The following is a 25555-nucleotide window of genomic DNA, read 5'->3' on the forward strand; positions in this document are numbered from 1 at the left end:
GTAATGTTAGAAACCAACGTTGATACCCACCGTAAATGTCCTGCCTTGCGGCACAGAGTTACGCTCCACACCTGGCGTGGTGTTAGAGTTGCCATTTGTTGAAATCTCCGGGTCGGCACCTGTGTAATCTGTCAGCACGAAGGCGTTGAATACGCTTGTATAAAGTCTCAGGGAGCTGATTCCAGCCTTGCTAACGAGGGCAGTTGGGATTTTATAGCCCAACGTTGCTGTCTGGAGCTTCAGGAAATCCGCTTTTTCAACGTTCTCAGAAATCACGAAGGCAGAGCCGTTCGAGACGTTATCTCCGAATACTACACGCGGGAAAGCTGTGCTTTTTTCCTCAGGAGTCCATCTCTCCAAAACATCCGTGTGATTGTTCCAGAAGCGCTGGTCTCTCAAGCCTGCCTTTGTGCCGTTGTATATATAGTTGCCGCCGGAGTAGGTGAAGTTCAGGCCTAGGTCCACGTTGCCGTACTTGAAGGTGTTCTGGAAACCGCCGTACCACTTGGGCAGGGCGTTGCCCAGGATCTTACCGTCGCCGGCAGAAGTGATAGGGGCGGCAGTGGTTCCGTCGAGGTACGTCCAGCGCTGGGCAGTAGCAGCGGCATGGTTGTACTGCACCTGCTTGCCATCCTTGTTGATGAAGATACGCTGACCGTTATCCGGGTTTATACCGGCAGTCTCTACCCCATAGATGCTGCCCACAGCATAGCCGACACGCGTCACGTTTGTCATTTCCAGACCGCCTGTAAAGCCGAAGATATCCGCGTTACCATCCGAAAGTGCCGTCACTTCGTTTTTGATGGCGGTGAAGTTCAGGTTGGTGCTCCAGGAGAAGTTACCTTTCATGATCGGAGTGGCATTAATGCCAAACTCCCAGCCACGGTTGTACATAGAGCCCACGTTCTTCAAGATCCTGTTGTCCGGGATACCCTTTGAAGGAGCCTGCGGCGCCTCCAGGATCAGGTTGTTCACATTGTTTTTGAAGTAAGTGAACTCAAACTGGATGCGGTCGTTCAGCAAGCCCAGGTCCATCCCCAGGTTGGTCTGCTCGCTTGTCTCCCATCCTAACTCCGAGTTGCCGGCCTGGTCAAACACTAAAGTTGGCACATCTGCATATAAGCCAGAAGCATACAGGAACATGGAGCCGTAGGCGTTCGTTAAGTTACCGTTACCCACTCTACCCCAGCTTCCTCTCAGTTTTACGCTATTTGCTATTTCAGTCAGGCCAGAGTTCTTGTAAAAACTCTCCTCCGAAAGGGCCCAGCCACCAGATACCCCGCCGAAGTTACCCCACTTGTTGTCCTCAGAAAGTGCTGAGTTACCATCGCGGCGGAAGTTCACGGTCAGGAAATAGCGCTTGGCGAAATCGTAGTTGAGGCGCGTGAAGCCAGAGACAAAGGCCCGCTCTCTCATGTAGTTCCCGGATGGGGCTATGTTTGTGAAGTTACCCTGGTACTCGTTGAAGAAGTTATCCGCAACACCAAACCGGTTGGCGCCCCAGCCGCTGTTCTCAAACGCCTGTACATCAGTACCCAGCAACAGCGATAGGTTGTGGTTCTCGCCTATCGTACGCTGCAAAGACAAGGTGTTGATCCAGTTCCAGTTATCCAGGCGCTGGAACGTGTTCGTGGCGTTGCCCTTGTTAGAGAAACCGTCGCCGTGCAGCGGGTTCTGGAAAGACACCCCCTCAATGCTCGTTCTGTCTAATGAGTAGCTGGTTTTGAAATCAACTCCTTTGGCCAAATGCACCTCCGCGCCGAAGCTTCCGAAGAGGCGGTCTGTCTCTGATGTGAAAGAGCTCAGGTCAAGCAAGGGAAGCGGGTTAGTGAAACCGGACTGTGTCAGGTTAGCGCCTCTGCCCATGGTGTTGTCGGGGCGGATGTTGTACGTGCCATCCTCGTTTCGCGCTGCCACGTTAGGGGCCGTTACAATGGCCAGTCGGCCCAAACCGCTGGTGGCGAAGGAAGTGCCGGGGATAGAACCTGTGTTAGGAGCCGAGCTGAAGGAGTTCACATAATTGGCGGCACCCGTTAAACGCAGCCAGTCCGTCAGCTTGTGATCTATGTTGAAACGAACAGCTTTTCTCTTAAAGTTGTTTTGCTTTATAAAACCATCCTGATCGGTAAGGTTTGCAGAGAAAAAGTAAGTGGTAGACTCTGTTCCTCCTGAAATACTCAAGCTGTGGTTCTGGGAGTAGGCTTTTCTGTACACCTCGTTGTACCAGTCTGTGTCTACCAAAGACCCGTCTGCGTTGTAGGACGGGAAGAACAGCGCCGGCAGCACTTTTTCATCATCCTGTTTGCCGCTCAGTATTTTCTGGTTCAGGACAGCCTCGTTCTTGATCATCATATACTCTTCGGCGTTGAGCAGGTCTGGAAGCCTGGTAGCGTTGGTCACACCCGCCCACGCCTCGTAGTTTACCCTCGGTTTGCCCGTCTTGCCTCTCTTCGTAGTGATAAGCAGCACACCGCCGGCAGCCCTTGAGCCATATATAGCCGTGGAGGCAGCGTCCTTCAGGATATCGATCGACTCAATGTCGGCTGGGTTGATGTCGCCAAGCGCGTTGCTTGCCGCGGAAGTCAGGGAGTTATCCCCCGTGTTGATCGGAATACCGTCTACCACCACCAGCGGTGAAGAGCTCAGGGAGATAGAGTTCGTGCCGCGAACGCGGATAACAGGAGGGTTGTTCAGCACGCCGTTGGGCTGCACAATGTTTACGCCGGCAGCTCTGCCATTCAGCGCCTGGTCAAAGCTCTGCACCGGCATGTCTTTCAGCTTGTCTCCTGAAACAGAGGCCGCAGAACCGGTAAACTCCTGTTTCGTCTGGGTGCCGTAGCCCACCACGATCACCTCCTGCAGCAGCTTGTCGTCCACAGCAAGCGCCACACTTACAGAACCTGCATTGCCCGTTTCGCGCTCTACGGTCTCGTAGCCTATATACCGAAATACAAGCGTGGCGCCGCTGACCGGAACATTGATCGTGTAAGTGCCGTCTGCCCCTGTAGTAGTGCCCACAGTCGTGCCTTTCACAATCACCGCTACGCCGGGTAGCCCTTGTGATGTGCCCTGGTCGGTAACCGTACCAGAGACCGTTCTGCTCTGCGCGTACGCCTGCTGCAGCAGCGTAAGCACCATCACAAAACTGATGAGTAAAAATTTTCGCATTGGTTGTTTGTAGTTAAGGTGAATAAAAAGTGAATAGAAATTTGACATTAAATTATTGTGTTTCTCAATGGGCATAGCTTTCCCATCGGCGCATGTTCACGTGCCTTAAATGCAGTATTCCTCCGCTTCCGGTTTTTACAAACTGGAAAGTCAGAAACGTACGCCGATATGGAATTTTCTGAGGTTATTTCAGTGCAATGCGCTCTACAACAGACACATGAGCCAAAATAAGGAATGGGATCAGAATCAGGGATGAATGTGTAGCACGATAGTACTTTTATCTCCCCTTTTTTTAGACTCTAATCATTTCCCAATATTATATACTAGCAAATTGAAAAACAATAGGTCCACAAAAAATTATTTTATTACTAATATAGAACAATTATTAATGTTATAACAATTTACTTTAATTGCCAATTCAGCGAAATAAAAGGATTATTTATATAATTTAAGTAAGCACTCACACTAAAAACAATACAATTCATAAATATCGTAAGCTAAATATATAGCTACTTGGGGCTTCCATAAAAAATTGCACCATTTATAACCATGATTTGTAAGCGAATATTCACATGCACGCCTTGTTAAGCAGCCGCCGTGATGCCTCACTTTATGGTTTCGCAGTCGTTAGATCGAATAGGCATACTTAGCATCCCTGTTGCAAAGCCATTGTAACAAAGCTATCGCTGTCTCAGGAATCATTTGTTATACCAGGATCAAAAGGGTTCTGCCTATCTGTACAGCCACCCCTGCTCCCCGTGATAGGGGTGGTCCGATTGTCTTTGCACAGCTATTTTGTGCTAAAATTTAAATTAACTCAAGGTAAGCTATATTAATATGCTGACTGAACACCCACCCCCGCCCCTCCCAAGAGGGGAATAGAAATTCCGTTTCCGAGTAAATTCTCCTCCGGGGGCTCCTTGTCAACGGAGGGGAGGGCCATGTTTCTATGTGGTAAGTGTATCGAACTTGGGTCAAATTAATGTAGGCATCAGTCTGAGATACTCTCAAGATTCATCAGGCCTCTTTTTTAAAACGATTTGCTCGTGCGCGTTTTCTTCTTCAGAAAAACGCAGCAGTTATATCTCATTTTGAATAGCGACCACTGGAGTAGAGACAAGAAGACGTAGGTAGACAGGCTACCAGAAAACCGGCCGCTCTGTGGTACTGAAAGGAAGCACCCGCCAGTCGCTAAGCGGAGCCGCTCGCAGTCCGTGACGCATGAAATCATCCTTAGAGTAAGAATGTTATATATAACCCGCCAAACTGAAAAAGCGGCTGGCACAGTTGATCCGCGCTTCTCAGCGTACTGAAGCAGGGTGCCTGCTTCCTGCTCCCGCTACCCGCCTGCTGGAAGTCAACTCATCGGGAGCATATGCGGTGCACATTAAGAATCTGGCTTTGCATGCTGCCTATAGAGGAAGCAAGCAACGGCAGATTCCTGGAAAACTGCGGGTGCTGCCTGCCTCCTGTACAAGTTCTTCAGAACCACTTATTCAAAGCCTGTGCTCCTGTGGCCGTACACATGGTAAACGGTTCCGTACGGATCCGGGTCGCCGTTCACATCTGTGTCGTCGCTGAAAGTAACCCGGAAGTAGATGCTGTCGCGCAGCAGGCCGTTTTCCTCCGCCCCGTTCAGGAACACCTGCCCATCCGTGATGGTAACCTGCGAGTCGTAAGAGACGTTCTCGAGCGCTTCGCCTCCAAACGTGAGGTTCTGCACATTTGCCGGGGTTTTCACCTTAAAGTCCCAGAAGTTGCCGTGGTCATCCACCCATACCTCGTTCGGCTGGTTGGCCGCGGTGTTGTAGATCAGGAGTTCCGCGTGCTCTACGAGCGGCTCAAACCCACCGGCCCCGTTATCCAGGCTGTAGGTCACGGTCCAGTCGCCTGAAATGGGGTAGGTGGCGGTATATTCGATGTCAATGTCATCATCGTCATCGCAGGCGCCCAACAAAACGAACAGAGGCAGCATGACCAGTATATAAAAGTATGTACGCTTCATATGTATGTCTTTAATGTTCCAATACCTGATTACTGCTTCTCCCAAAGTTTTACAATATCTATCAGAGGAGGTGAGAAAGTCGGCCTCGTCATTCTTAAGTCTAGGTCACCGTCTGCCGTGCGCGTCCCGTAGCCATATATCGGCACCAGGCTCTCCTGCTGCGGGATGTTTAAGTTTACACCGTCTGAGGTAAGGATATAGCCATCCAGCACGACTGAACTTCCTCCGCCCCAGAAATTGGTGGCATAAAATACGCCATCCGCTACCTTTGTGACTTCAGACGCGGGAGAGCTTCCGCTCGTGTAATTGCCGGAGAGGTCCACTGTGGGGTCAGGGGCTGCATCAAGCACAATCACTGTTCGGGAGGCGGTGCCGGAGAACCCATCGGAGTTTGTCGCGGAGTAGTTAAAGGTATATATGCCGGGCACGTTGGGATCAAAGGCGTTGGTGTAACCTACTTCGGAGGGATCGGTATGGGCAGGGTCTATATAGGGGCTGCCTACAACCGATGTGCTTACCGGTATTTCGGTTTCCCCTTCCAGCGCCCTTACACCCGGGTCCGTGAAATTTTCACCCTGCACAATCACGATCAGGTCTTCTCCCTCCAGCACAAAATCAGGATAGGTGGTAACCTGCGATATGTTGGCGGTTTCGTCGTCTTTCTCGCAGCTGAGCAGCGTGAGCGCAACCACCAGCACCAGGGATGTTATATTGAATCGATGTATGTTTTTCATCTCTCTAAAGAATAAGTTTAACATTAGTCCTTCACATCCCACCACACCGGCACGTCTATCTCCTTCAGGCCAGGGTAACTCTCGTTCCGGATGGATTCGGTGTTTGGGTACAGGATGCGTTTGGGGATCAGGCTGGCCCCTAAAGTGGAGGCTTCAGATGGCTCGATGAAGCTTGGGTAGCCGGTTCTCCTGTATTCGGTCCAGGCCTCGAAGCCCTGCACCCCGTTAAATGACAGCCATTTCTGGGTGATGATCTGGTCTACCTGCCTCTCCACGGGTACGCCCACAGGATAGGCCACGGTATCCTGTGTCAACAGTGCCGGAACTTCAGCCACATCCTCGCCAAGGTAGTCGAAGGAAGCGGCGATGCCTTGTGCATACAGCTCACGTGCGTCGCCTATGCCGTTCGTCCAGCCCCTTGCCGCTGCCTCCGCCTGCAGGAAGTAGCTCTCGGCTGCCGTGATAAAGGGCACAGCCGTGGTTGGGCTGGCGACCGCCGGCCCCGGCTTCGACACTGTGTTGGCCTGATCACCGGACCTGGCGGGCGTACATTCCACCCCTTGGTCAACCCCGATGAAGTTGCCAGCGTTTGCGCCGGTCTGCGCCGGCGCATAGAACTCGTCGATGCGCGGGTCGTCGGTCTCCAGCAGGTAAGTTAGCGCGGAGTTGCTTGCTACCACGTCCACGCCGCCTCTGAACACCACCTGCGTTTGGTAAAAAGGGTTGCGGTTCTGTGTCTGGTCGGCAAAAGCGACGGCGGCCGTTTCGCCCATTCCCAGAAACTCCGCGCCCTCGGCATATAGCTGCTGGACACCCGCCTGCGCCACATCCGGGCGCACATATGCCTGCCGAAGGTATATGCGCAACTTCAGTGTGTTGGCAAAGCGGCGCCACAAGTCCATGTTGCCGCTGTACACGATGTCCTCGCCTCCGGGGCCGACGGCGGAGGCGTCGATTTTGGCGATGGCCTCGTTCAGCCGTGTGATCAGGCCATCATATATCTCCTGCTGGCTCTGGTACTCCGGGTTCAGGTTATCGAGCCCCTCCAGGGAAGAAGTGAACGGCACATCGCCCCAGGCGTCTGTGATGACCTGCAGCGTGTAGGCTTCCATTATCTCAGCCACTGCGGCAGTGTTTGAGTTTCCAGCCTCGTCCGCCTGCTCCGCTACATACCGGAAGTCGTTCAACGCCCCCGCATATAATTCTCCCCAAACCCTGTCATCATAATCCGCCGATGTAAGCTGATACAGTTCCAGGTCGCAGTATTGGTTTGCGGCGCCGGCCTGTGTCCAGTGCTGCGCGAAAAAGTTACCCAGGAACTGAAACTGGTTGCCCAGCACGTAGGCCAGTTCCCCGAAACCTGCCGGCAGCGTCAGCGCTGGCGTAGAGGTAGGCGGGTTGTTGGGGTCATCGTTCACGTCCAGAAAGTCTTCGCAGCCGGTTACGCCTACCGAAGAGGCAAACAACAGCGCCAGTATATATTTATAGCTGATCTTCATGATTCCTATGTTCTGAGATTTTTAGAAAGTAACTCTGATGTTGCCGCCCCACGAACGGGTAGACGGGGAACTGCTGAAATCATATCCCTGCAGGTTCCCGTTGCCCAGGCTGTTCATCTCCGGGTCTATGTAGGTGTTCTCATCAGGTGTCCAGAGTACCAGGTTGCGGCCGGACACGCCTACCTCGATGTTGCCAAAGAAGGTTTTCTCGGTAATGGCAGCAGGCAGTTTGTAAGACAGGCTCACCTCGCGCAGCTTCGTGAAGGAGGCATCGATGATGTTGGTTCCCTCCGGCAGGTTGCCCCAGTAATCGTAGAGGTTGTCGTTGGTGAGCGGCGTGGTGTTCTCAGCATACTCACCGGGCGCAACCTCCACCACGGAGTTGGGGATTATATATGGCTGGCGATCGTTGTACAGCGTTTCGGGGGCAGTGCCTGCAAAGCGTTGCGTGCCGCGAGTCCTGGAGTACATCTTGCCTCCCTGCCGGGTATCGAACACTACGGACATGCGCAGCCCTTTGTAACGGAGCGTGTTCACCAGGCCGCCGGTCCAGTCGTTCTGGATGCTTCCCTGGTAGGTTTGCTCCGGGGCAGTACGCGGCCTGCCGGTCGCGGCGTTCACGACGATGCGCCCCTGTGGGTCGCGCAGGATGTCTTCTGCCTTGAACGTGCCGTAGGGCTTTCCTTCCGTGATCACAAGGGCAGCAGAGGCAAGGCCGCCCAGTGATATCTCGTTGCCGCCGTACACGTCTTCCACCTCGTTGTCGTTCTTCGTGTAGTTCACGCTGACATCCCAGGAGAAGTCGTTCGTCTCGATGGGGATGCCCCCTACCAGTAACTCAAACCCCTTGTTCCGCACCGTTGCCGCGTTCAGGAAAGCGGAGCCAAAACCGGTCGCATAAGACAGCGGCACGTTGATGATCTGGTCCGTGGACTTCGAATCGTAATAAGCCGCATCAATCCTGAGTCGCTCTGAGAAGAAGCGCATGTCCGCGCCCACCTCCCACGAACTGGTGTTCTCAGGCTTCAGAACAGAGTTTCCGATCACATTGCTCACTTCGAACCCAGGCAGGCCCGCAAACGGGAAATTCAGGTCTGTGCCCGCAAAGCCGTCGCTGATGTTACCGGAGACAAAAACGGACTGGGTGCTGTATGGGAGCGCATCGTTGCCGACGTTGGCATAGTTTGCCCGCAGTTTGGCAAAATTGACCGGAGAGGACTCAGCTAGCCCGAAAGCCTCTGCCGCATCAAAAGCCAGGTTCACCGAAGGGTAGAAGAAACTGTTGTCGTCGATGGGCAAGGTGGAGGACCAGTCGTTGCGGCCGGTCAGCTCTAACCACAGGTAATTGCGGAAACCGAACTTGGCAGAGCCATATATGCCTATCAGGCGTCTCATATCCCGGTAGCTTATGGTCAGTGGCGTGCCCACGATGTTGCTAAGCGACTGGTACTCGTTATTTGCCAGGGCATCTGCCGTGGCCAACAGGTCATCATTCAACCTTTGGTTGATGTTGTTGCCCACCAGCAGTTCCACGTTCAGTTCCTCTGTCAGGTCCCTGTTATAGGTTACGATCAGGTCCGAGTTGGTCTCCCGGTAGTAAATCTGTCGCTCGGCATACATCCCGTTGTCGTTGTTCGACTCATTCTGCCCCTCTACATCGCGGATGGCCATGAACTGCTTGCGCCGGTCTGTGTAAAAATCGGTCCCGATCCGGTAGGTCACGTTCAGGCTTGGTATGATTTCGTACCCGATGGTCACGTTGCCGAACAAACGGTCTACATCGTTCTTGAAAGTCTGATTCTGAATTGACCAGTAAGGGTTGATGGTGTAGGGCGAATAGAAGCCCGCCTCATCATTGAACGGATTGTCCAAATCCTCCAGCTCCCGGACCGGAATGTCGCGCGGTGTCTGGATGAGTTGGTTGAAAACGGAGTTTCCCTGGCCCGTCAAGGCAAAATCACCGCCAGACTTGGTATAGGTGAGCGATATATTGGAGGTAAATTTATTAGCCAGTTTGGCCGTGCCTTTAAAAGCCAGCGAGTTGCGGTCGTATTCCGTCCCCGGCACCACGCCCTCCTGCTGGGTGTTGGAGTAGGAGGTGTAGTACGTGGCGTTCTCGCCCCCACCGGACACGGATAAAGTATTTGTCCAGTTAGAGCCGTATTCGTAGAACTCTTCTATGTTATCCTTCAGGGCCACGTAAGGCTTAAACCGCTGCTGCCCGTTCACGATCTGCCCCCAGGGCAGCACCTCGCCCGTGAAAACCGGGCCCCAGCTGGTATTCTCCAGCAAATCGGGCGCCCCGAAGAAGCCTTGCCCGTAGCGGTTCTGCATCTCGGGGTAGCGCAGCACATCCTCAATCGTGTACGAGGACAGGAAGCTGATCTCGGCCTTCTTGTTGGTGTCTCTTCCCGATTTGGTCGTGATCATGATCACACCGTTCGCAGCCCGGGCACCATACAGGGCAGCGGCAGCGGGTCCCTTCAGGATGTTGACGGACTCTATATCATCGGGGTTTATGTCATTGGCCCGGTTACCGACATCCACCCCCATGTTCAGGTTATCGTCCCGGTTGGAACTGGAGGCGTTGGTGCCGCTCCCAAAGCTACTGTTATCCACCGGGATACCGTCGATGACGAAGAGCGCCTGGTTGCTCTGTGAGATAGACTTGGCCCCCCGGATCACCACACGGGTGGAGGAGCCCGGTCCGCCCCCCTGGCTCTGGATGTTCACCCCGGCCACTTTTCCCTGCAGTGCGTTCATCACGCTGCGTTCGCGGCCTTGCGTGATTTGTTCTGCGCCAACCTGCTGCGTCGCGTAGCCCAGGGTTCTTTCCTCTTCCTGCCTGCCGAGGGCAGTTACCACCACCTCCTGCAGCTGCTCCGCATCCACGCTCATTTCTACGTCTATCGTAGAGGCGTTGCCGATGCTGCGCTCCACTGTGGAGTAACCTATAAACCGGAAAACAAGGGTGTTGGCCTCCGCCGGGACGGAAATAGTGTATTCTCCATCAACGCCCGTGGTGGCACCCAGGGTGGTGCCTTGCACAATTACCGCAACCCCCGGAAGCCCCTGCCCCGTTGCCTGGTCTGTCACCGTGCCCGATATAGTCCTGCCTTGTGCCCATGCCTGCTGCATGAAAACAAACACCAAGGCAAAACTAACAAGTAGTAGTTTTTTCATAGCGCTGTAGATTTAAAAAAGAAGAGATTTTGAAAATTGACTTGAGAATAAGAAACGATGCTTCATGGTAACGCCGACTGGAACGGCCATAGATAGCCTGCCAGACCTGCTAAGTGGATCAGGAAATTTTCGAAGCGAAGGGTGTCGACGTTACCTGTTATGTGCACCTGTAGCAAGACCGAACTGCATCGCTACCAATCCAGCTTAGGGGGGAGAGCTGGCTTTGGGATAGCAACAGGCTTTTTCAGGCTTTTGCTGCAGCAGTTTTTAGCTAGCTACCTACAAGTACAATGCACATTTCAAGAGCAAAAAATTATCAGTATAGCCTTATCGCTTTATATATATGCTATCCAAGGCGCCTGCATATGTGCTTCGCTGAGCACGAACCTTATGATTTTACCTTCTAATTTTTGATTTTATTTTATACGCTCTTCACTTAGATAAGTGTAGCAAGCTGCATTCTAATTATTATTTTATATACTAAACGGTTTTATTCCTATATAAAAGAATTAAAAAGCTATACCAATTACTTACTATCATAAAAAAAGGCACCGGATCCGGTGCCTTTTTTTATGATAGTAAGTAATGCTATGCCTGCATCAGGAAAGCCTTTATATACTCGTCCAGGTCTCCGTCCAGCACATTCTGCACATCGGTGCGCTCCACACCGGTCCGGATATCCTTTATGAGTTTGTAAGGGTGCAGCACATAGTTCCGAATCTGTGAGCCGAAGTCGATGCGTTTTTTGGTGCTCTCGATGCGATCGCGCTCCTCGTTGCGCTTCTCGATCTCCATCTGGTAGAGGCGCGACCGGAGCATCCGGAGGGCGTGCTCCTTGTTCATGAGCTGCGAGCGCTCGATCTGGCACTCGATCACGATACCCGTGGGCTTGTGCTTCAGGCGCACAGCCGTCTCTACCTTGTTCACGTTCTGGCCACCAGCGCCTCCCGAGCGGAACGTGTCCCACTCTATATCAGCGGTGTTCACTTCGATGTTGATCGTGTCGTCCACTACCGGGTAGGCGAACACGGAGGCAAAGGAGGTATGGCGGCGTCCACCGGAGTCGAATGGTGAGATGCGCACTAGCCGGTGCACCCCGATCTCGGACTTCATATACCCGTAGGCAAAGTCGCCCGTGATCTCTAGCGTCGCGGATTTAATGCCGGCGCCGTCCCCGGGATGGTAGCTGATCTGCTTCACACCGAACTTATGCGCCTCGGCCCACATGATGTACATGCGCATCAGCATCTCGGCCCAGTCCTGGCTCTCAGTGCCGCCCGCGCCCGGGTTGATCTCCACAATGGCGCTCAGCTGGTCTTCCTCGCCGCTGAGCATGCGCTTAAACTCCAGCCCCTCCACTGCCTTGACGGCCTTTCCGTACTCCTGCTTTATATCCTCCTCCGATACGTCTCCCTCCTTGTAAAAATCGTAGAGCACCTCGAAGTCAGACACGGATTTCTCCACCTCCTCGTAGTGGTCTGTCCACACTTTCACCGATTTTATATCCCGCAGGATCTTCTCGGCTTCCTTCGGGTCGTCCCAGAAATCAGGGGCGGTGGTCTGCTTCTCCGTTTCCTCTATCTGTTCTTTTCGGGCATCGTAGTCAAAGATACCTCCTCAAGGCCTCTACTCTGGCCTTTAATTCCTTCACCTGTTCTGTTGTCATGGAATATGTGTTTATATATGGTTTAACTCAAAAGCAGAATGCTGCCATATAAGTTGCTGATGCTTATATCGCAGCATTCTGCCTCAATTAGAATAGTTACAGGCTGATTTTATATACCCAGTTGTGGGTGTCCGGTGCCTGCCCGGTTCTGATCTTGTCCAGCTGTGCACCTACCTGGTTCGACACTTTGCGCGTCTCCACCGGAGGCAGCTCGTAGTCCTGGCCGTTGTGGTGGATCAGGGCGATCTGGGAGATGATGGCCGCCGTTCCGGTTCCGAAGGCTTCCGTCAGTTTGCCGGCCTGCTGTGCCGCGATCACCTCGTCCACGGCCACGCGGCGCTCCTCTACTCTAAAGCCCAGGTCTTTTGCCACCTGCAGCACGCTGTCGCGGGTAACGCCGTGCAGGATGCTCGTGCTCAGGCTCGGTGTCACCAGCACATCGTCCATCACGAACATGATGTTCATGGTCCCGGATTCCTCCACGTACTTGTGCTCCTTGGCATCGGTCCAGATCAGCTGGTCATAGCCTTTCTCCTGCATCTTACGCGATGGCAGCAGGGCCGCCGCGTAATTGCCCGCCGCTTTGGCATAGCCTGCGCCGCCTTCCGCCGAGCGCACGTAATTGGGCTCCACCGCCACCTTCACCGGTTTGTCATAATACTTGCCCACGGGGCAGGTGATGATCAGGAAACGGTACGTCAGGGACGGCCGCACCCCGATAAAATTGTCTGTCGCGAACATCAGCGGCCGGATATAGAGCGAGCTTCCCTCTTTGGCAGGCACCCAGTCGGCGTCGAGGCGCAGCAATTGCTCCAGGCCTTGCATAAAGAGTTCTTCCGGCAGTTCCGGCATGCACAGGCGCTCCGCAGACTTGTTGAGGCGCTGCAGGTTCGCCAGCGGCCTGAACAGGAGAATGTCGCCGTCTCCATTCTTATAGGCCTTCATGCCCTCAAAAATGGCCTGTCCGTAATGCAGCGAGGAAGTGGCGGGGCTCAGGGGCATATCGCCGTAAGGCAGCACCTGCGGGTTCTGCCACGCGCCATCCTTGTAATCGACCACAAACATATGGTCGGAGAAGGTTTTACCGAATTGAAGGTTGTCAAAATCCACCTCCGATATGCGCGACTTCGCCACGCGTTGGGTTGGTATTGTTAGGGTATCAACTGACATGTTTTTTAGGTTTTGTTCTTTTGATGTATCAGACACGCGGCTTCCAGGTTACTTCCTCGGCGCCGAGCTCTTGGGTCATTTTACGGCAAAGCGCGAAGAGATAGTCAGAAAGTCTGTTCAGATATTTTATGATCAGCTCCTCTACCGGGGCATGCTCCTGTAAATGAATGGCCAAGCGCTCGGCCCGGCGGCACACGCAGCGCGCCACATGGCAGAACGAAACGGATGGATGGCCGCCCGGCAGCACAAAGGCGCGCAGGGGCGGCACCTCGGCCGTCATCGTATCAATCTCCTGCTCCAGCAGCAGCACGTCCTCCTCGTGCAGGTCCGGGGTTTTCATTCTTGATTTCTCAGGATCGGTGGCCAGCAGGGCGCCAACGGTAAAAAGCCTGTCCTGGATTTCCTTCAGCACCCCCGCCCGGGCCTGGTTTACCTCCTGGTCGCGCACCAGGCCTATATAGGAGTTCAGCTCATCGATGGTGCCATAAGCCTCGATGCGCAGATCGGATTTAGCCACGCGGGTGCCGCCGATAAGAGAGGTGGTGCCCTTGTCGCCTGTTTTGGTATATAACTTCATTACTCGGGTGTTGTCTGTAGCCTGGTTGCGGTGGCAATATTGTCGTTCATCGCGTCAGACTCGATCAGGCCGTCGCGCATTCGAACAATGCGGTGGGCGTACTTGGCAATATCCTCCTCGTGCGTCACCATGATGATGGTGTTGCCTTTGGCATGCAGGTCCTCGAACAACTCCATGATCTCATAAGACGTTTTGGAGTCGAGGTTTCCGGTCGGCTCATCTGCCAGGATGATGCTGGGGCTGTTGATGAGCGCGCGGGCAATGGCCACGCGCTGCCGCTGGCCACCCGAAAGCTCGTTGGGCTTGTGCTTGCCGCGGTCGCCCAGGCCCACGCTCTCCAGCGCCCGCTGCGCCTTCTCCTGCCGGGCGCTTTTGCTGAAACCGGCATATATGAGCGGCAGGGCCACGTTGTCCAGCGACGACTGGCGCGGCAGCAGGTTAAACGTCTGGAATACGAAACCGATCTCCTTGTTGCGCACCTCCGCCAGCTCGTTGTCCGACATGTTGCTGACATCGTTCCCGTTGAGGATATACGTACCGCCGGTGGGCGTGTCGAGGCAGCCGATGATGTTCATGAACGTGGACTTGCCGGAACCGGAAGGGCCCATGAAGGCGACATACTCCCCTTTTTCTATTTTAATGGACACCGATTTGAGGGCATGGATGGTCTCCGCCCCCATGCGGTATATCTTCGAGATGTCGTGCGTTTCGATGAGCGTGTTCATACAGCTTTTTTTCATAGTTGCCAGTCGTCGGCGCGCGTTGCGATCTCCTGGCGTTTCTGGTCTAATTTCCTTATAAATGTACTGTATTCTGCTGGAGGAAGCAAGTCGCGGAGATTTTCCTGTGCCTGCTCTGCATAACTGAACAACCCCTGCTCCAGGCTCTCCATGGCATACGCTTTCTGCAACTCAGCCGCATAAGGGTTATAGGTAATGCCGCTGAGCAGGATGTTGTAGGCCCGCTCCCCCTCCGGCTGGTAGCTGTCGAAGAAGTTCGCTGCCGCGAGCACCGCCTCCTCGTCGTAGAGCAGCATTTTCAGCGCCTGCTCGTAGCGGGCGGCCGCCTCCTCTTTCCGGCCCCGTGCCTCGGCTACGCACGCCTTAAAATACAGGGCCTGCCGTTTGTCACGGTCTGTCAGGTACAGTTTCTCCATCCGGTTGAGGAGCACATCGTACTTCTGGGCGTTCAGCCACACCTTTAGCTGCAGCAGGTTCAGGGCCGACCGCAGTTCGCCTTCCGGCTGCAGCTGGGGCGCAGCTTGTTTGATAGCCTCTAATGCGGCATTCCAGCGGCGCCGGCCCACCAAGTAATCGACGCGCGCCACCAGGGCCCTGCGTTTCAGGTCTTTCTCGGTGACGGACTGCACCAGCGCGTCCACCTCCGCCTCGCTGAGCCGGGGCAGGTGGGCCAGCAGGTACTGCACCTTTTCCTTGTCGGGCACCTCGGTGGTGATGGTCTTCACATCCTGCTGCAGCACCTCGGCCAGGTCCTGGGCCACTGCGATGGCGGCCTCATTCTCGGTATACCCTACTTCCTCCAGGGCCTGCACCGCCTCCTGCGGCTGGTGGGCAAGCGCCAGGGCATAGCCGTGGCTCAGGTAGGCCTGGTTGTAGCCAAGGTCCTTGGCCTGCCCGAAGTAGGCCGCCGCCGCCCGGTAGTTCTCCTCCTCCAGCATCCACTGGCCAAGGGCATTGTAGTAGTAGCCGTTGTTCCGGTCCGACTGCAGGGCCAGGTTCTCGACCACGCGGCGCGCTTCCTTCGGCAGGCCGTTGTAGTGGTGCACCAGCCCCTTCAGGAAAAGCAAGTCCGCATAGAACAGCTGGTTGGCCGGAGACGCTAAATAGGAGTTGATTTTCTCTAACCGGGTGGTGTCGCCTAAGTTGAGTTTGCTGAGCGCCTCGTTGTAAAAAAGCGTAAAATCCTCTACCTCCTGCAGGGAATCCGGCATAAAGTTCTCCTCGTGCTGCGGATCCATGCCCAGCAGCTGGCGCAGGGTAGCCATGTTGCTGCGCAGCGCCTTGCTCCCGCCGTTCCGGCTCTCCTTCAGCACGGCCTTGGCGGGCTCCAGCATGGCCTGCCGTGTGTAGAAAGCCAGTCGGTTGCTGCGCACAAAGTCCTCGTCGTCGTTGTGCTGCTGGGCCAGGTCGAAGTAATACTCGGTGCTGTCCTGCACGCTCGTCTGGGCGTAAAGCAGGGCCAGGTTGTTGTACAGCTCACCGCTCTCCGGGAATTTCTCCGCCCCCTCCTGCAGCACGTACAGCTTCTCGAAGAAGTACTGCTTCTCGTCGTAGAGATTGGCCAGGCGCACGTACAGTTTCGGGTTGGGGCGTTTCTGCAGGGCGTCCTTCAGCCGCAGGATCTCGTTGTTGCGCTGCTGCTCCTGCCGGTACTGCGCCGCGAGGCTGTAATTCGCCTTCACGTTGTTGGCATCGTACAGGTCGCTCTCCTCGTAGAAACGCTCCGCCAGTATGTTGTTGCCCGAGGCGGTATATAAATCGCCGAGGTAGTTGTAGTAGCCGGCCTGCATGTCGAAGTAAGACCGGTACTGCGTGCGCATCACCAGGATGGCGCACACGATCAGGCTCATGAGGGCAAACGAGAAAAGCGACAAGCGCTTCGGCTCGTACACCACTTTATATACCGGCAGGCGCTGGTCTATCAGCCGCCCGAAGTTGATCATGATGTAAAGGAAGAACCCGGTGCCGAACGCGAGGTGCGTGTACACGATCATATCATGGTAAAACACCGTAAGCGGATCGTTGGCCGTGGCAAAGGCATACCCAATGCTCAGGAATGCGATGGTGGCAAACACGAGGTACAGCACGGCACCCGCGGGGCGGAACAGGAACAGCTTCTTGTAGTATGCCTCCCGCTGGCGCATGCCCCAGAAGCCCGTCACCGCCGAGAGCAGCAGGATAAAGTAGGCGTTGACATAGAACAGGTCGAGCTGCAGGTAACCGATGTGGCGCAGGTACAGCAGCAGCAGGTTGAGCAGGTACAGCACGCTGATGAGAATAAACTGCCACATGCTGAAGCGCCGCTCCGGGGCTTTGGCCTGCGTGTTTACCCAGAGCAGGGCGTTCACGTTTTCGTAGGCCACCCACAGCATGAACAGCACCGTGGCCACCAGCGCGCCAATGGAGCTGTAGTTGACAAGGTGCAGCGTCACGAGCGTGGCTGGAAACTCCGCCGAGCTATATATGAGCATGCCGCTTACCATCACCACCACCAGCATCACCAGCAGGCGCAACGAGAAAACGACCTGCGGCCAGAAGGCCTGAAACGCATAACTGCTGATGGCCAGCAGGGCAATGATGACCAGGAGCAGCGTCTGGCTGGAGCCGCTGCCGAACCCGCCCAGCAGGTCGAAGTTGAAGGTGGCCAGGAACAGCATGAGCAGGAGCACCCCGCCAAAATACGGCAGCTGCCGCATGGTACTGATGGCCGCCGTGTAAAAGGCGAGGCATATCGCCAGGATACCGAGCAGCAGGCTGGCCGCCGCAGTGTTGACGGTGGGCAGGGCCACGTCGTACTGCTCGAAGATCAGGTAGCCGTCGGCGGTGAGCGTGAAAGGCTCCAGCAGGCGCGTCACCTCGTGCACCGGCACCGGCACCACCTGCAGGTCCGTGATCTTGTCCCAGCCAAAGGCCAGGTTGTCACCAGTAAAATAGTGATAAACGCCCAGCAGCAACGCCAGCGCACCCAGCAGGAGTAAAAAAAGATAGGGATACTTTATAGAAGTATCCCAGCCTCTCCAAAACTTGATTTTGTTCATAATTAGTAATGCGACACAAGTATCAAGACATAAGACACAAGACATTTTCAATCATCCCAGGCAACACCACCCGCCTGGCACCCTGGCCGGGCCGGACAGCATCACAGCGCAAATCCGTCTCTTTACTCATGTGGTCTGTTTACTCCAGCACCTTCGGAACCCGGAAGTAGTCGGAGTCTTTTTTAGGGGCATTCAGGAGCGCCTCCTCGTGCGTAACCGTGTTCATTGCCACGTCCTCGCGCAGCACGTTCACCTCTTCGGTCATATGCGTCAGTGGCTCTACGTGCTCCGTGTCAAGTTCGCGCAGCTTGTCCATCCAGTCCAGGATCTTGTTGAGGTCCTGCAGCATCTCCTGCTCTTTCTCCTCGTTGAACTCAAGCCTGGCTAAGTGCGCTAATTTCTTGATAGTCTGAATATCGGTTGACATGCGTTTTGCTGTGTTTCGTTAGTTCTGTTTGAATAATGTTAAATACCCGCTCCTTCAGTTCCGGCAGGTTCTGCTGCGTCATGCCCTTCGTCTCGATCGGCTCGTGCACCACGATCTTGAGCGGGTGCCAGCGCACCTTCAGCTTCCCGTCCAGGTCGGGCAGGAAGTGCTGGTTGTAGGGCATGGTCACCGGCACCACCGGCAGCTGCTTCTCGATGGCCAGCTTAAACGGCCCGTCCTTGAAGGCCATCAGCTTTTCGCCGGCCGTTTTCGGAATCGTGCCCTCCGGGAAAATGGCCAGGTTGCGCCCCTGCTCCAACGTCCGCACCGATTTGATATAGCTGCGGGCGCTGCTCACCGGGTTGCGGCGGTCTACGGTTATATATAACGTGTCGTACACCTTACCCCAGAGCGGCACCTTCGCCAGCGAGCTCTTGCCCACAAAGTTAAGAAATCCGGGGATGGCATGCAGCATCATCGGGATATCGAGGTACGAGCTGTGGTTGGCCGTGAAAATATAGCGCTGTTTCGGGTCGAATTTCATGCGCCACTCCACCACAAGCGGGGCCAGGAACATGCGCAGGAACACCGTGGACCAGCCGCGGTTGATGTTATGCACCCGGTGCCACCACTTCTCTTTCCGGAGCAACACAGCCTGGAAAGGATACGTGACCACGAACGGCAGCACAAACCAGGTGCAGCACCAGGTGGTGTATATCCGATTGGCTATATACTTGATGGCTTTCATTTATCCAAAAGTAAGCATTCTCGCTAATTGTACAAATCCAGCGGCACTACCGCAGCCACGTGCTTCCTGATAACGGCCCGGCGGGCCTGTGTGGTATATATACCTACCCCTGCTGTTGCAGCAACAGGGCGGCTTTCAGGAGGCCGGCCACGCTGATGGCATCGGTGATCTGGTTGTTCAGGGCCATCTCCACCGCCTCCGAGAACTTTACCCGCCTGATGTGCAGCTCCTCTGTTTCTTCAAAAGCAGTTTCGCCGGCGGTTAGTTCCTGCGCCAGGAAAACAAAGCCCTCTTCGTCGGTGACGGAGTTGGAGGTGTGCAGCCGGGCGATGTTTGTCCATTTGGCGGCGGTAAAGCCTGTCTCCTCCTGCAACTCCCGCTTCGCCGACTCCAGTATGTCGTTCTCGATCAGGCCGCCGCCCATGGGTATCTCCCAGCTGTATTCGTTGAGCGGGTAGCGGTACTGGCCCACGAGGTAGGTATAGCCCTCGACGTCAATCGGGATAATGCCGATGGCCTTGTTTTTCATGCTCACCACGCCGTAGATGCCTTCGCCGCCTTTGGGGTTCAGCACCTGGTCTTCGCGCACGCTGATCCAGGGGTTCTGGTAGACAGGCCTGCTGGAAAGTGTGGTCCAGGGGTTATGGGTTTCGTCGATCATCATCCTCTATGCTTTTGCTGCAAAGATAGGATTATTGTCGGTTGCAGGATATCCTGTTTGATTCAACCTTCTCATTGCCCCACACTTCGCTATAGATGAACTGTGGAGCATATATAAGCCAGGCAGGTATCTGTGGAAGGAATAAATAACGAAGCTATATCACCCCCATGGCCAGCATAGCATTCGCCACCCGGATGAATCCTGCAATATTGGCACCCAGCACATAATTGCCCGGCGCGCCAAATTCTTCTGACTTTTCGTAGCACAGGTCGTGTATGTTGGTCATGATGGTGGAGAGCTTATCCTCGGTGTAGGCAAACGTCCAGGAGTCGCGGGAGGCGTTCTGCATCATCTCGAGGGTGGAGGTGGCCACTCCTCCGGCATTGGCTGCCTTGCCGGGGGCATATAGTATATTGGCCTCCTGAAACACTTTCACGCCTTCGGGCGTGGTCGGCATATTGGCTCCTTCGCCTACTGCCATACACCCGTTCTTAACCAGAAGTGCCGCATCTTTGCCGTTTAGCTCATTCTGTGTGGCAGAGGGGAACGCAATGTCGCAGGGCACCTCCCATATGTTCCCCTTTTCCAGGTACCTGGCTTCGCTGTGGTACTCCAGGTAATCTTTTATGCGTCTCCGCTCCTTCTCCTTCAGCTGCTTCACCACCTCCAGGTCGATGCCGTCCTTATGGTATATATACCCGTCCGAATCAGAGCAAGCCACTACTTTCCCGCCCAATTCATGCACCTTCTCGATGGTGTAGATAGACACGTTGCCGGAACCGGAAACGATGCAGGTTTTGCCTTCGATGGTTTCGTGTCGCACCTCCAGCATCTTCTTCACAAAGAAAACATTGCCATACCCCGTTGCTTCGGTGCGCACCAGCGAGCCTCCCCAGTCCAGCCCCTTTCCGGTGATAACGCCTGCCTCATAGCGGTTGGTGATGCGTTTATACTGGCCAAACATATAGCCGATCTCGCGCCCACCCACGCCTATATCCCCGGCAGGCACATCGGTGTGCTCACCTATATGGCGGTAAAGCTCGGTCATGAAGCTCTGACAGAACCGCATTACCTCACTGTCTGACTTGCCTTTGGGATCAAAATCAGAGCCGCCTTTGCCCCCGCCTATCGGCAGGCCGGTTAAGGCATTTTTGAATATCTGCTCAAACCCCAGGAACTTCACAATACCCAGGTACACGGAAGGATGAAACCGCAGGCCGCCTTTATAGGGGCCCAGGGCACTGTTAAACTCCACCCGGAACCCACGGTTAATCTGCACCTGGTTCCGGTCGTCTGTCCAGGGCACCCGGAATATGATTTGCCTTTCTGGCTCGCAGATGCGCTCAATGATTTTGTGGTGTGCAAATTCAGGATACTTTACCAGAACAGGCCCCAAAGACTCCAGTACTTCTCTGACGGCTTGATGAAACTCTATTTCGCCAGGGTTGCGTCTGATGATTTCATTAAATACCGGTGCCAATTTTTCATCGATCGAGCTATTCATGTTATCAGTTTAAATTGAGAAACAAAAGAATTCTGCCATTTCGCCACTTGCACTGCAAGCTTTATAAAGATAACCTATCGTCGTTTATGCACAAGAAGCTGATTAGGTTAAATCTACATTATATATAAAACATTCTACAGTTGTAGTGCTAGTATGGGTATAACATCCGGGTGATGAAGCCAAAGCGATGAAAGCACCAGGAACAGTTCAGCCACGGTCACCGGTGGCACAAGTATCCCTGTCTCGATCCAACCAGCATCTCCTCATGCAGGGAAGCGTTTTGTGGGGATGCTGGCTGCCAGGCCTGGTGTGTGAGCTTATTCCTTACTGCTTTATATTATTACCATCGAAAACCTTTGTTTCACTCTCTGTCCGATTCTACACCTTCAGCGAGCCACGGAACCCCCTGGCGGCATAGTAGGATTGTGCACCGTTGTGATACACGAAGACATTGCCGTAGCGGAAATCTGCAAAAAGGGCCCCACCGAGTTTCCTGATCTCAGCGGGTGTTTTCACCCAGCTCGATGTTTTCATATCGAACTTTCCGAGTTGCTGCAGTTCCCGGTATTCTGCTTCCGATAAAAGCGCAATGCCCATGGCAGCAGCCATATCGAGCGCGTTATTTTCTGGTTTGTGCTCTTTCCTTGACTCCTGCCCCTCCCGGTCGTAAGAAACACTTCTGCGGCCATTGGGGCTCTCCGCTGAACAATCGTAAAAAATGTACTCGCCCGTCTTTTTATCTTGGCCTACCACATCCGGTTCACCGCCCGTTCTTTCCATTTCATGGAGCGACCACAGCTTTTCAGGAAAAGCTTCCAGTTTTGCCTGCACGTTGGCCCATGCAAGGCCTTGATGGCGGTGCATGTTTTTCTCAAAACGGCCTTTTAAAGTGCTAAGCAGCGCTTCCCGTTGCTCCGGCGGCAACTCCTTTTTATTTCCCATTGTCATACTTTCTTAGTTTTATTTGCTTACAATGTCTTGTAATTGGCTCTGCGCCGGGCGATCAGTTTAGCCTTGCAGCCAAAGGTAGGGTATATAGGGATGGGCAAGAGCAGACGTGATTAGCTTGTTAGCGGTAGCGTTTTTGTTGTTTTTAGTTCTAAGTCGATGCGCCAATCCATGCTTTTACCACCTTAGTCAAGGCAGGCTTCCTATAGGTAATTTCTTCCAAATTTTTGAAAGTCGCAACGGCTCTGTCATTCTCTTTCCAGGTCAGCAAGCCTGAAGTATCCTCAATAAGTTTGTCTTCAGGTTCTGCTTATTTCTTTGCCTCACGACGAAATCAACTTGAATTTGCTCAGGGGCTGGACTCTCATGGTATTGCGATCATCACCATGGATGCTCTAATCAGGGCCGTTCCTTTTGATATTCACCATCAGCCCAGCTTAACCACTTACTATTCCTATCCGCAATCCCTGGATGCCGGCCTTACGGTGTAGCGCTTGGCGCGGTGGCGGGCTTAGAAGCGCAAAGCGCGCTGCACGCATGCCCGATGGAAGCACTGCATTCCGCTGAAACACGTCACCTGGCATTGTGCCCAACGCCTGTTAACGGTTAGGCTTCTTGTCCTGCGCGTCTGGAATGCAGCACGGGTTTCGCTAATCCCAAATCCCATTCATCTCTGTCAGTACAATCGGTTTCCCGTCAGTAACCACAATGGTATGTTCGTGCTGCGCCATAAAGCCACCATTATTGCCCACCATTGTCCAACCATCATGTAGGGTTTCGGCATACGTCGAGGTTGTTGATATGAATGTCTCAATGGCAACAACAGCATTTTTCTTAAATCTTGCCGGATTAAACCGGTCTCTGTAATTTGCTATTTCGCTCGGTTCTTCGTGAAGGCTTTTTCCTATGCCGTGACCCGTGAGGTTTTTGATCACTTTGTAGCCACGCTTTTTTGCTTCTGTTTCTATTAGATGCCCGATGTCTGAAACACGGACACCTCCTTTTATATGATAGATGGCTTTGTGCAAAATTTGCCTCGAAGCGTCAATGAGTTTTTGGTGACGGTTAACATCTTCGCCAAGCACAAACGAGCCTCCGTTATCAGACCAAAAACCGTTAAGCTCGGCTGAAACATCAATATTAACCAAATCGCCTTCTTTCAGGATTTTGGTATCGGACGGGATACCGTGGCAAAACTCATTGTTTACGCTTATACAAGTCCATCCCGGGAACTGGTAGGTTATATATGGTGCTGATTTTGCGCCTAAGTCCTTAAGGATTTGTCCGCCAAAGTTGTCTAATTCCTTTGTCGTCATACCCGGTTGGGCGAAGTCCCTCATTTCTTTCAAGGTGTGGGCAACGGCTTCGCTTGCCTTTTGCATCCCGATTAGTTCGGTTTCTTTTGATATGGACATATTCGGTTTTATCTGTCTGGGCTGCCGTTATAGCCTCACCACTTACGGTTTGGCCATGGTGCGTACATGCACAATAAGTGTTGTTTTAGTTTCGCGCTTTTCCTTTGCACTTCAGTTCATCCATGAATCGCTAGTTTAGGCAAAGTTTTCTTTTCCTACGTTATACCATTATCAACCGAATACTGCGCACGCAGCTGTTCTATAGAACCCACCCCCGCCCCTCCGAGGAGGGGAATCTGCAGACAGGCAAATTGCAATGCGCATGAACCAACTGATAGGGGAATAATAACTCAAGTTGCGATTTATACATCTGCTAAGTGAAAACCTGCCCCTCCCAAGAGGGGAATAAAAATTCCGTCTCTGAAAAATTCCCCTCCTCGGAGGGGCGGGGGTGGGTCATGTTTCGACTTTGTAAGTATGTCGCAAATGGGTTAATTAATAATCTCCCCTTTGTTGTTGGCCAATTTTTCGCGCCATATGTGGAGTTCCTCAGGTGTTTGTCTCACCCAATCTGTTACTTCGCCAACGATTTTTAATGGTGCTTGGGAGCGATACGAGCGTGTCGGATTGCCCGGAAATTTTTTGTCTGTAACATTGGGATCATTCTCAAAACTCCCTGTCGGTTCAACGATATAGACACGTTCACATCCATTGCCTTTAGCTAATGCAGCAGCAAGTCCAGCCCCATTAACCAGGGCCGTGAAATAAATGTGATTCATTTTCAGTTCGGCTTTGTAATTAGAACTGCCCCCTGCTGTCAGCAAATCCCCTACCTGCAAATCTGCTTTGGTCCCATGATAAAAGGGGCCTTTGTCAGACGGTTTATCCTTAAATGAAGCTGCTAACTCGTAATTCTCTTTTGCCTTGTCCGGTTCGCTTAAGTCCTCATTGCATTTGGCAATGTTTAAATACAGCGAAGGGAAAGCACTCTTAACAGCATCGCTATTTATTGTTAAGGCAAACTGCAAAGACGCTTCGAGCCATTTTAATTTGTCGGAAACATTTTTTTGATGTCGGGCGACGTAATGTGCTGCAAGAAATTTTTCAAAGTCGTTTGTCGCTTCGTCCCAGGCCTGATGAAACAACTTGCTTGCTTCTTCAGGTTTACCCTTTTCTTCCATGCCCATCCCCTGCAGACAGCGTTTAACAACGTTGTTGTTTGGGTTGAACTCCATTTTCTAATTATTTTACCTGTTAACTATAGTAGTATCAATTTAGTTGGTTGTTATTAGGCCAGTGTATCGTCTCATAATGAGCGCGAACGGTCTCGTACAGGCATAACCCGCTGCGTAGCAAGGGATTTATATATACAGTGGTATAAAGACTGTTTTTCTTTTAATATTCCTGAATGAGCACGTTTGTCGGGATGTTTAAGGTCTTATGCAAACTCCTTATCATTTCTAGTGTGAGCTTTCTTTTTCTGTTCAATACCTCGCTTACCCGGCTCTTGAATCCCAGTACTTCAGTTAAGTCTTTCTGCTTCATTCCAAGTTGCTCCATTCTGAACTTCACCGCTTCAATCGGATCCGGTGCTTCAATCGGGAAATGCTCCTTTTCGTAGGAGTCGATCAGGAAAGAAAGCACCTCCAGTTCATCGCCTTCCTGTGTGTCTGGCTCCGCGTCAAATATATCTTCCAGCCTCTGCAGGGCCAATTGGTAATCTTTTTCTGTTTTTATCAGCTTAACATTCATTCCTGTCTCAATTAAATTTTAGTGGCGTCAACCTTGTCATATTCAGCATTCGTCCCAATGAACCTTATCCATACAACACGATACTTGTAGTTGATTCTTACGATTAACCTGTAGTTATTCCCCTTGATGTTGAATACCATTCTGTTGTCTTCCAATATGCTGGCAGACGGATAATCTTTCCTTATATCGTTTGGAGACTTCCAGTTAGCCTGCTCTGCTTCGTTATACCATGCTTTTAGCTGCTGCTCAGTATCGGCATGTTTTTCCCAAAAATCCCGCAGTGTCCGCTTTGCTATTACTCTCACTTCTTAATTCTAAACTCAAATATAATGAAAAAAGTTACCAAAATGGTAACTTTAAGACTGGGTTTTTGTTATAAA

Annotated in this window: 20 protein-coding genes; 1 reads left to right on the plus strand and 19 read right to left on the minus strand. The window is 53.0% G+C overall.

All coding sequences use genetic code 11. The features are described 5' to 3' along the window. Nucleotides 1-6: 6 nt before the first annotated feature. The 15 genes from ABD920_RS23300 to ABD920_RS23370 all read right to left on the minus strand — a co-directional run bounded on the left by ABD920_RS23300 (nucleotide 7) and on the right by ABD920_RS23370 (nucleotide 22068). Nucleotides 7-3168: a SusC/RagA family TonB-linked outer membrane protein gene (locus tag ABD920_RS23300; protein WP_345162920.1), complete on the minus strand. Its 3162-nt coding sequence runs from the start codon at nucleotides 3166-3168 to the stop codon at nucleotides 7-9. Nucleotides 3169-4660: 1492 nt separating this feature from the next. Beyond that, nucleotides 4661-5173 carry a lipid-binding protein gene (locus ABD920_RS23305; protein WP_345162922.1) on the minus strand — a complete coding sequence of 171 codons (513 nt, stop codon included), beginning with the start codon at nucleotides 5171-5173 and terminating at the stop codon, nucleotides 4661-4663. Between the two features lie 29 nt (nucleotides 5174-5202). Further along, complete coding sequence (locus ABD920_RS23310; protein ID WP_345162925.1) at nucleotides 5203-5907, minus strand: immunoglobulin-like domain-containing protein; 705 nt, start codon at nucleotides 5905-5907, stop codon at nucleotides 5203-5205. A 23-nt stretch (nucleotides 5908-5930) separates the two neighbouring features. Continuing rightward, complete coding sequence (locus ABD920_RS23315) at nucleotides 5931-7406, minus strand: SusD/RagB family nutrient-binding outer membrane lipoprotein (protein ID WP_345162928.1); 1476 nt, start codon at nucleotides 7404-7406, stop codon at nucleotides 5931-5933. Between the two features lie 21 nt (nucleotides 7407-7427). Beyond that, a complete protein-coding gene (locus ABD920_RS23320) occupies nucleotides 7428-10589 on the minus strand; it encodes a SusC/RagA family TonB-linked outer membrane protein (RefSeq protein ID WP_345162931.1) in 3162 nt (1053 codons plus the stop codon). A gap of 588 nt (nucleotides 10590-11177) precedes the next feature. Then, nucleotides 11178-12255 (minus strand): peptide chain release factor 2 gene (gene prfB, locus ABD920_RS23325; protein ID WP_345162934.1). Its coding sequence is split into 2 segments (ribosomal slippage): nucleotides 11178-12194 and nucleotides 12196-12255, totalling 1077 coding nucleotides; the frame shifts between segments, so codons are not numbered across the junction. A gap of 96 nt (nucleotides 12256-12351) precedes the next feature. Beyond that, entirely contained in the window at nucleotides 12352-13425 is a 1074-nt protein-coding gene (locus tag ABD920_RS23330; RefSeq protein WP_345162937.1) for a branched-chain amino acid aminotransferase, read from the minus strand. A gap of 28 nt (nucleotides 13426-13453) precedes the next feature. Then, nucleotides 13454-14002 (minus strand): cob(I)yrinic acid a,c-diamide adenosyltransferase, encoded by a 549-nt coding sequence (locus ABD920_RS23335; RefSeq protein WP_345162940.1) that lies wholly within the window; start codon nucleotides 14000-14002, stop codon nucleotides 13454-13456. Beyond that, a complete protein-coding gene (locus ABD920_RS23340; RefSeq protein WP_345162944.1) occupies nucleotides 14002-14727 on the minus strand; it encodes an ABC transporter ATP-binding protein in 726 nt (241 codons plus the stop codon). The genes ABD920_RS23335 and ABD920_RS23340 overlap by 1 nt, the downstream gene beginning before the upstream one ends. A gap of 11 nt (nucleotides 14728-14738) precedes the next feature. Then, the gene (locus tag ABD920_RS23345) at nucleotides 14739-17780 is read right to left on the minus strand and encodes a tetratricopeptide repeat protein (protein ID WP_345162947.1); all 3042 of its coding nucleotides are present in this window, start codon (nucleotides 17778-17780) and stop codon (nucleotides 14739-14741) included. A gap of 139 nt (nucleotides 17781-17919) precedes the next feature. Next, entirely contained in the window at nucleotides 17920-18207 is a 288-nt protein-coding gene (gatC, locus tag ABD920_RS23350; protein ID WP_345162950.1) for an Asp-tRNA(Asn)/Glu-tRNA(Gln) amidotransferase subunit GatC, read from the minus strand. Then, nucleotides 18155-18955: a lysophospholipid acyltransferase family protein gene (locus ABD920_RS23355; RefSeq protein ID WP_345162953.1), complete on the minus strand. Its 801-nt coding sequence runs from the start codon at nucleotides 18953-18955 to the stop codon at nucleotides 18155-18157. The genes gatC and ABD920_RS23355 overlap by 53 nt, the downstream gene beginning before the upstream one ends. A gap of 103 nt (nucleotides 18956-19058) precedes the next feature. Then, entirely contained in the window at nucleotides 19059-19619 is a 561-nt protein-coding gene (locus ABD920_RS23360) for an NUDIX domain-containing protein (RefSeq protein WP_345162956.1), read from the minus strand. A gap of 151 nt (nucleotides 19620-19770) precedes the next feature. Next, a complete protein-coding gene (gdhA, locus tag ABD920_RS23365; protein ID WP_345162957.1) occupies nucleotides 19771-21120 on the minus strand; it encodes an NADP-specific glutamate dehydrogenase in 1350 nt (449 codons plus the stop codon). A gap of 378 nt (nucleotides 21121-21498) precedes the next feature. After that, nucleotides 21499-22068, minus strand: a complete 570-nt coding sequence (locus tag ABD920_RS23370; protein WP_345162960.1) for a DUF4256 domain-containing protein — start codon at nucleotides 22066-22068, stop codon at nucleotides 21499-21501. Between the two features lie 227 nt (nucleotides 22069-22295). On the opposite strand from ABD920_RS23370, the gene ABD920_RS23375 reads away from it, so the two are divergent. Beyond that, entirely contained in the window at nucleotides 22296-22559 is a 264-nt protein-coding gene (locus ABD920_RS23375; protein WP_345162963.1) for a hypothetical protein, read from the plus strand. Nucleotides 22560-22718: 159 nt separating this feature from the next. On the opposite strand, the gene map is transcribed toward ABD920_RS23375, so the two are convergent. From map to ABD920_RS23395, 4 genes are all read right to left on the minus strand, one after another. Continuing rightward, nucleotides 22719-23483 (minus strand): type I methionyl aminopeptidase, encoded by a 765-nt coding sequence (gene map, locus ABD920_RS23380; RefSeq protein ID WP_345162966.1) that lies wholly within the window; start codon nucleotides 23481-23483, stop codon nucleotides 22719-22721. A gap of 431 nt (nucleotides 23484-23914) precedes the next feature. After that, nucleotides 23915-24262: an NAD(+)--rifampin ADP-ribosyltransferase gene (arr, locus tag ABD920_RS25025; protein WP_425568688.1), complete on the minus strand. Its 348-nt coding sequence runs from the start codon at nucleotides 24260-24262 to the stop codon at nucleotides 23915-23917. Between the two features lie 556 nt (nucleotides 24263-24818). Further along, the gene (locus tag ABD920_RS23390) at nucleotides 24819-25175 is read right to left on the minus strand and encodes a helix-turn-helix domain-containing protein (RefSeq protein ID WP_345162971.1); all 357 of its coding nucleotides are present in this window, start codon (nucleotides 25173-25175) and stop codon (nucleotides 24819-24821) included. An 11-nt stretch (nucleotides 25176-25186) separates the two neighbouring features. Next, nucleotides 25187-25480 carry a type II toxin-antitoxin system HigB family toxin gene (locus ABD920_RS23395; protein ID WP_345162973.1) on the minus strand — a complete coding sequence of 98 codons (294 nt, stop codon included), beginning with the start codon at nucleotides 25478-25480 and terminating at the stop codon, nucleotides 25187-25189. Nucleotides 25481-25555 lie beyond the last annotated feature (75 nt).

The organism is Pontibacter saemangeumensis, from assembly GCF_039541895.1.
Classification (GTDB): Bacteria; Bacteroidota; Bacteroidia; order Cytophagales; family Hymenobacteraceae; genus Pontibacter; species Pontibacter saemangeumensis.

Coding starts and splice junctions, on each gene's coding strand:
- ABD920_RS23300 (WP_345162920.1), bottom strand. CDS start 3,168: ATGCGAAAATTTTTACTCATCAGTTTTGTGATGGTGCTTACGCTGCTG.
- ABD920_RS23305 (WP_345162922.1), bottom strand. CDS start 5,173: ATGAAGCGTACATACTTTTATATACTGGTCATGCTGCCTCTGTTCGTT.
- ABD920_RS23310 (WP_345162925.1), bottom strand. CDS start 5,907: ATGAAAAACATACATCGATTCAATATAACATCCCTGGTGCTGGTGGTT.
- ABD920_RS23315 (WP_345162928.1), bottom strand. CDS start 7,406: ATGAAGATCAGCTATAAATATATACTGGCGCTGTTGTTTGCCTCTTCG.
- ABD920_RS23320 (WP_345162931.1), bottom strand. CDS start 10,589: ATGAAAAAACTACTACTTGTTAGTTTTGCCTTGGTGTTTGTTTTCATG.
- ABD920_RS23330 (WP_345162937.1), bottom strand. CDS start 13,425: ATGTCAGTTGATACCCTAACAATACCAACCCAACGCGTGGCGAAGTCG.
- ABD920_RS23335 (WP_345162940.1), bottom strand. CDS start 14,002: ATGAAGTTATATACCAAAACAGGCGACAAGGGCACCACCTCTCTTATC.
- ABD920_RS23340 (WP_345162944.1), bottom strand. CDS start 14,727: ATGAACACGCTCATCGAAACGCACGACATCTCGAAGATATACCGCATG.
- ABD920_RS23345 (WP_345162947.1), bottom strand. CDS start 17,780: ATGAACAAAATCAAGTTTTGGAGAGGCTGGGATACTTCTATAAAGTAT.
- gatC (WP_345162950.1), bottom strand. CDS start 18,207: ATGTCAACCGATATTCAGACTATCAAGAAATTAGCGCACTTAGCCAGG.
- ABD920_RS23355 (WP_345162953.1), bottom strand. CDS start 18,955: ATGAAAGCCATCAAGTATATAGCCAATCGGATATACACCACCTGGTGC.
- ABD920_RS23360 (WP_345162956.1), bottom strand. CDS start 19,619: ATGATGATCGACGAAACCCATAACCCCTGGACCACACTTTCCAGCAGG.
- gdhA (WP_345162957.1), bottom strand. CDS start 21,120: ATGAATAGCTCGATCGATGAAAAATTGGCACCGGTATTTAATGAAATC.
- ABD920_RS23370 (WP_345162960.1), bottom strand. CDS start 22,068: ATGACAATGGGAAATAAAAAGGAGTTGCCGCCGGAGCAACGGGAAGCG.
- map (WP_345162966.1), bottom strand. CDS start 23,483: ATGTCCATATCAAAAGAAACCGAACTAATCGGGATGCAAAAGGCAAGC.
- ABD920_RS23390 (WP_345162971.1), bottom strand. CDS start 25,175: ATGAATGTTAAGCTGATAAAAACAGAAAAAGATTACCAATTGGCCCTG.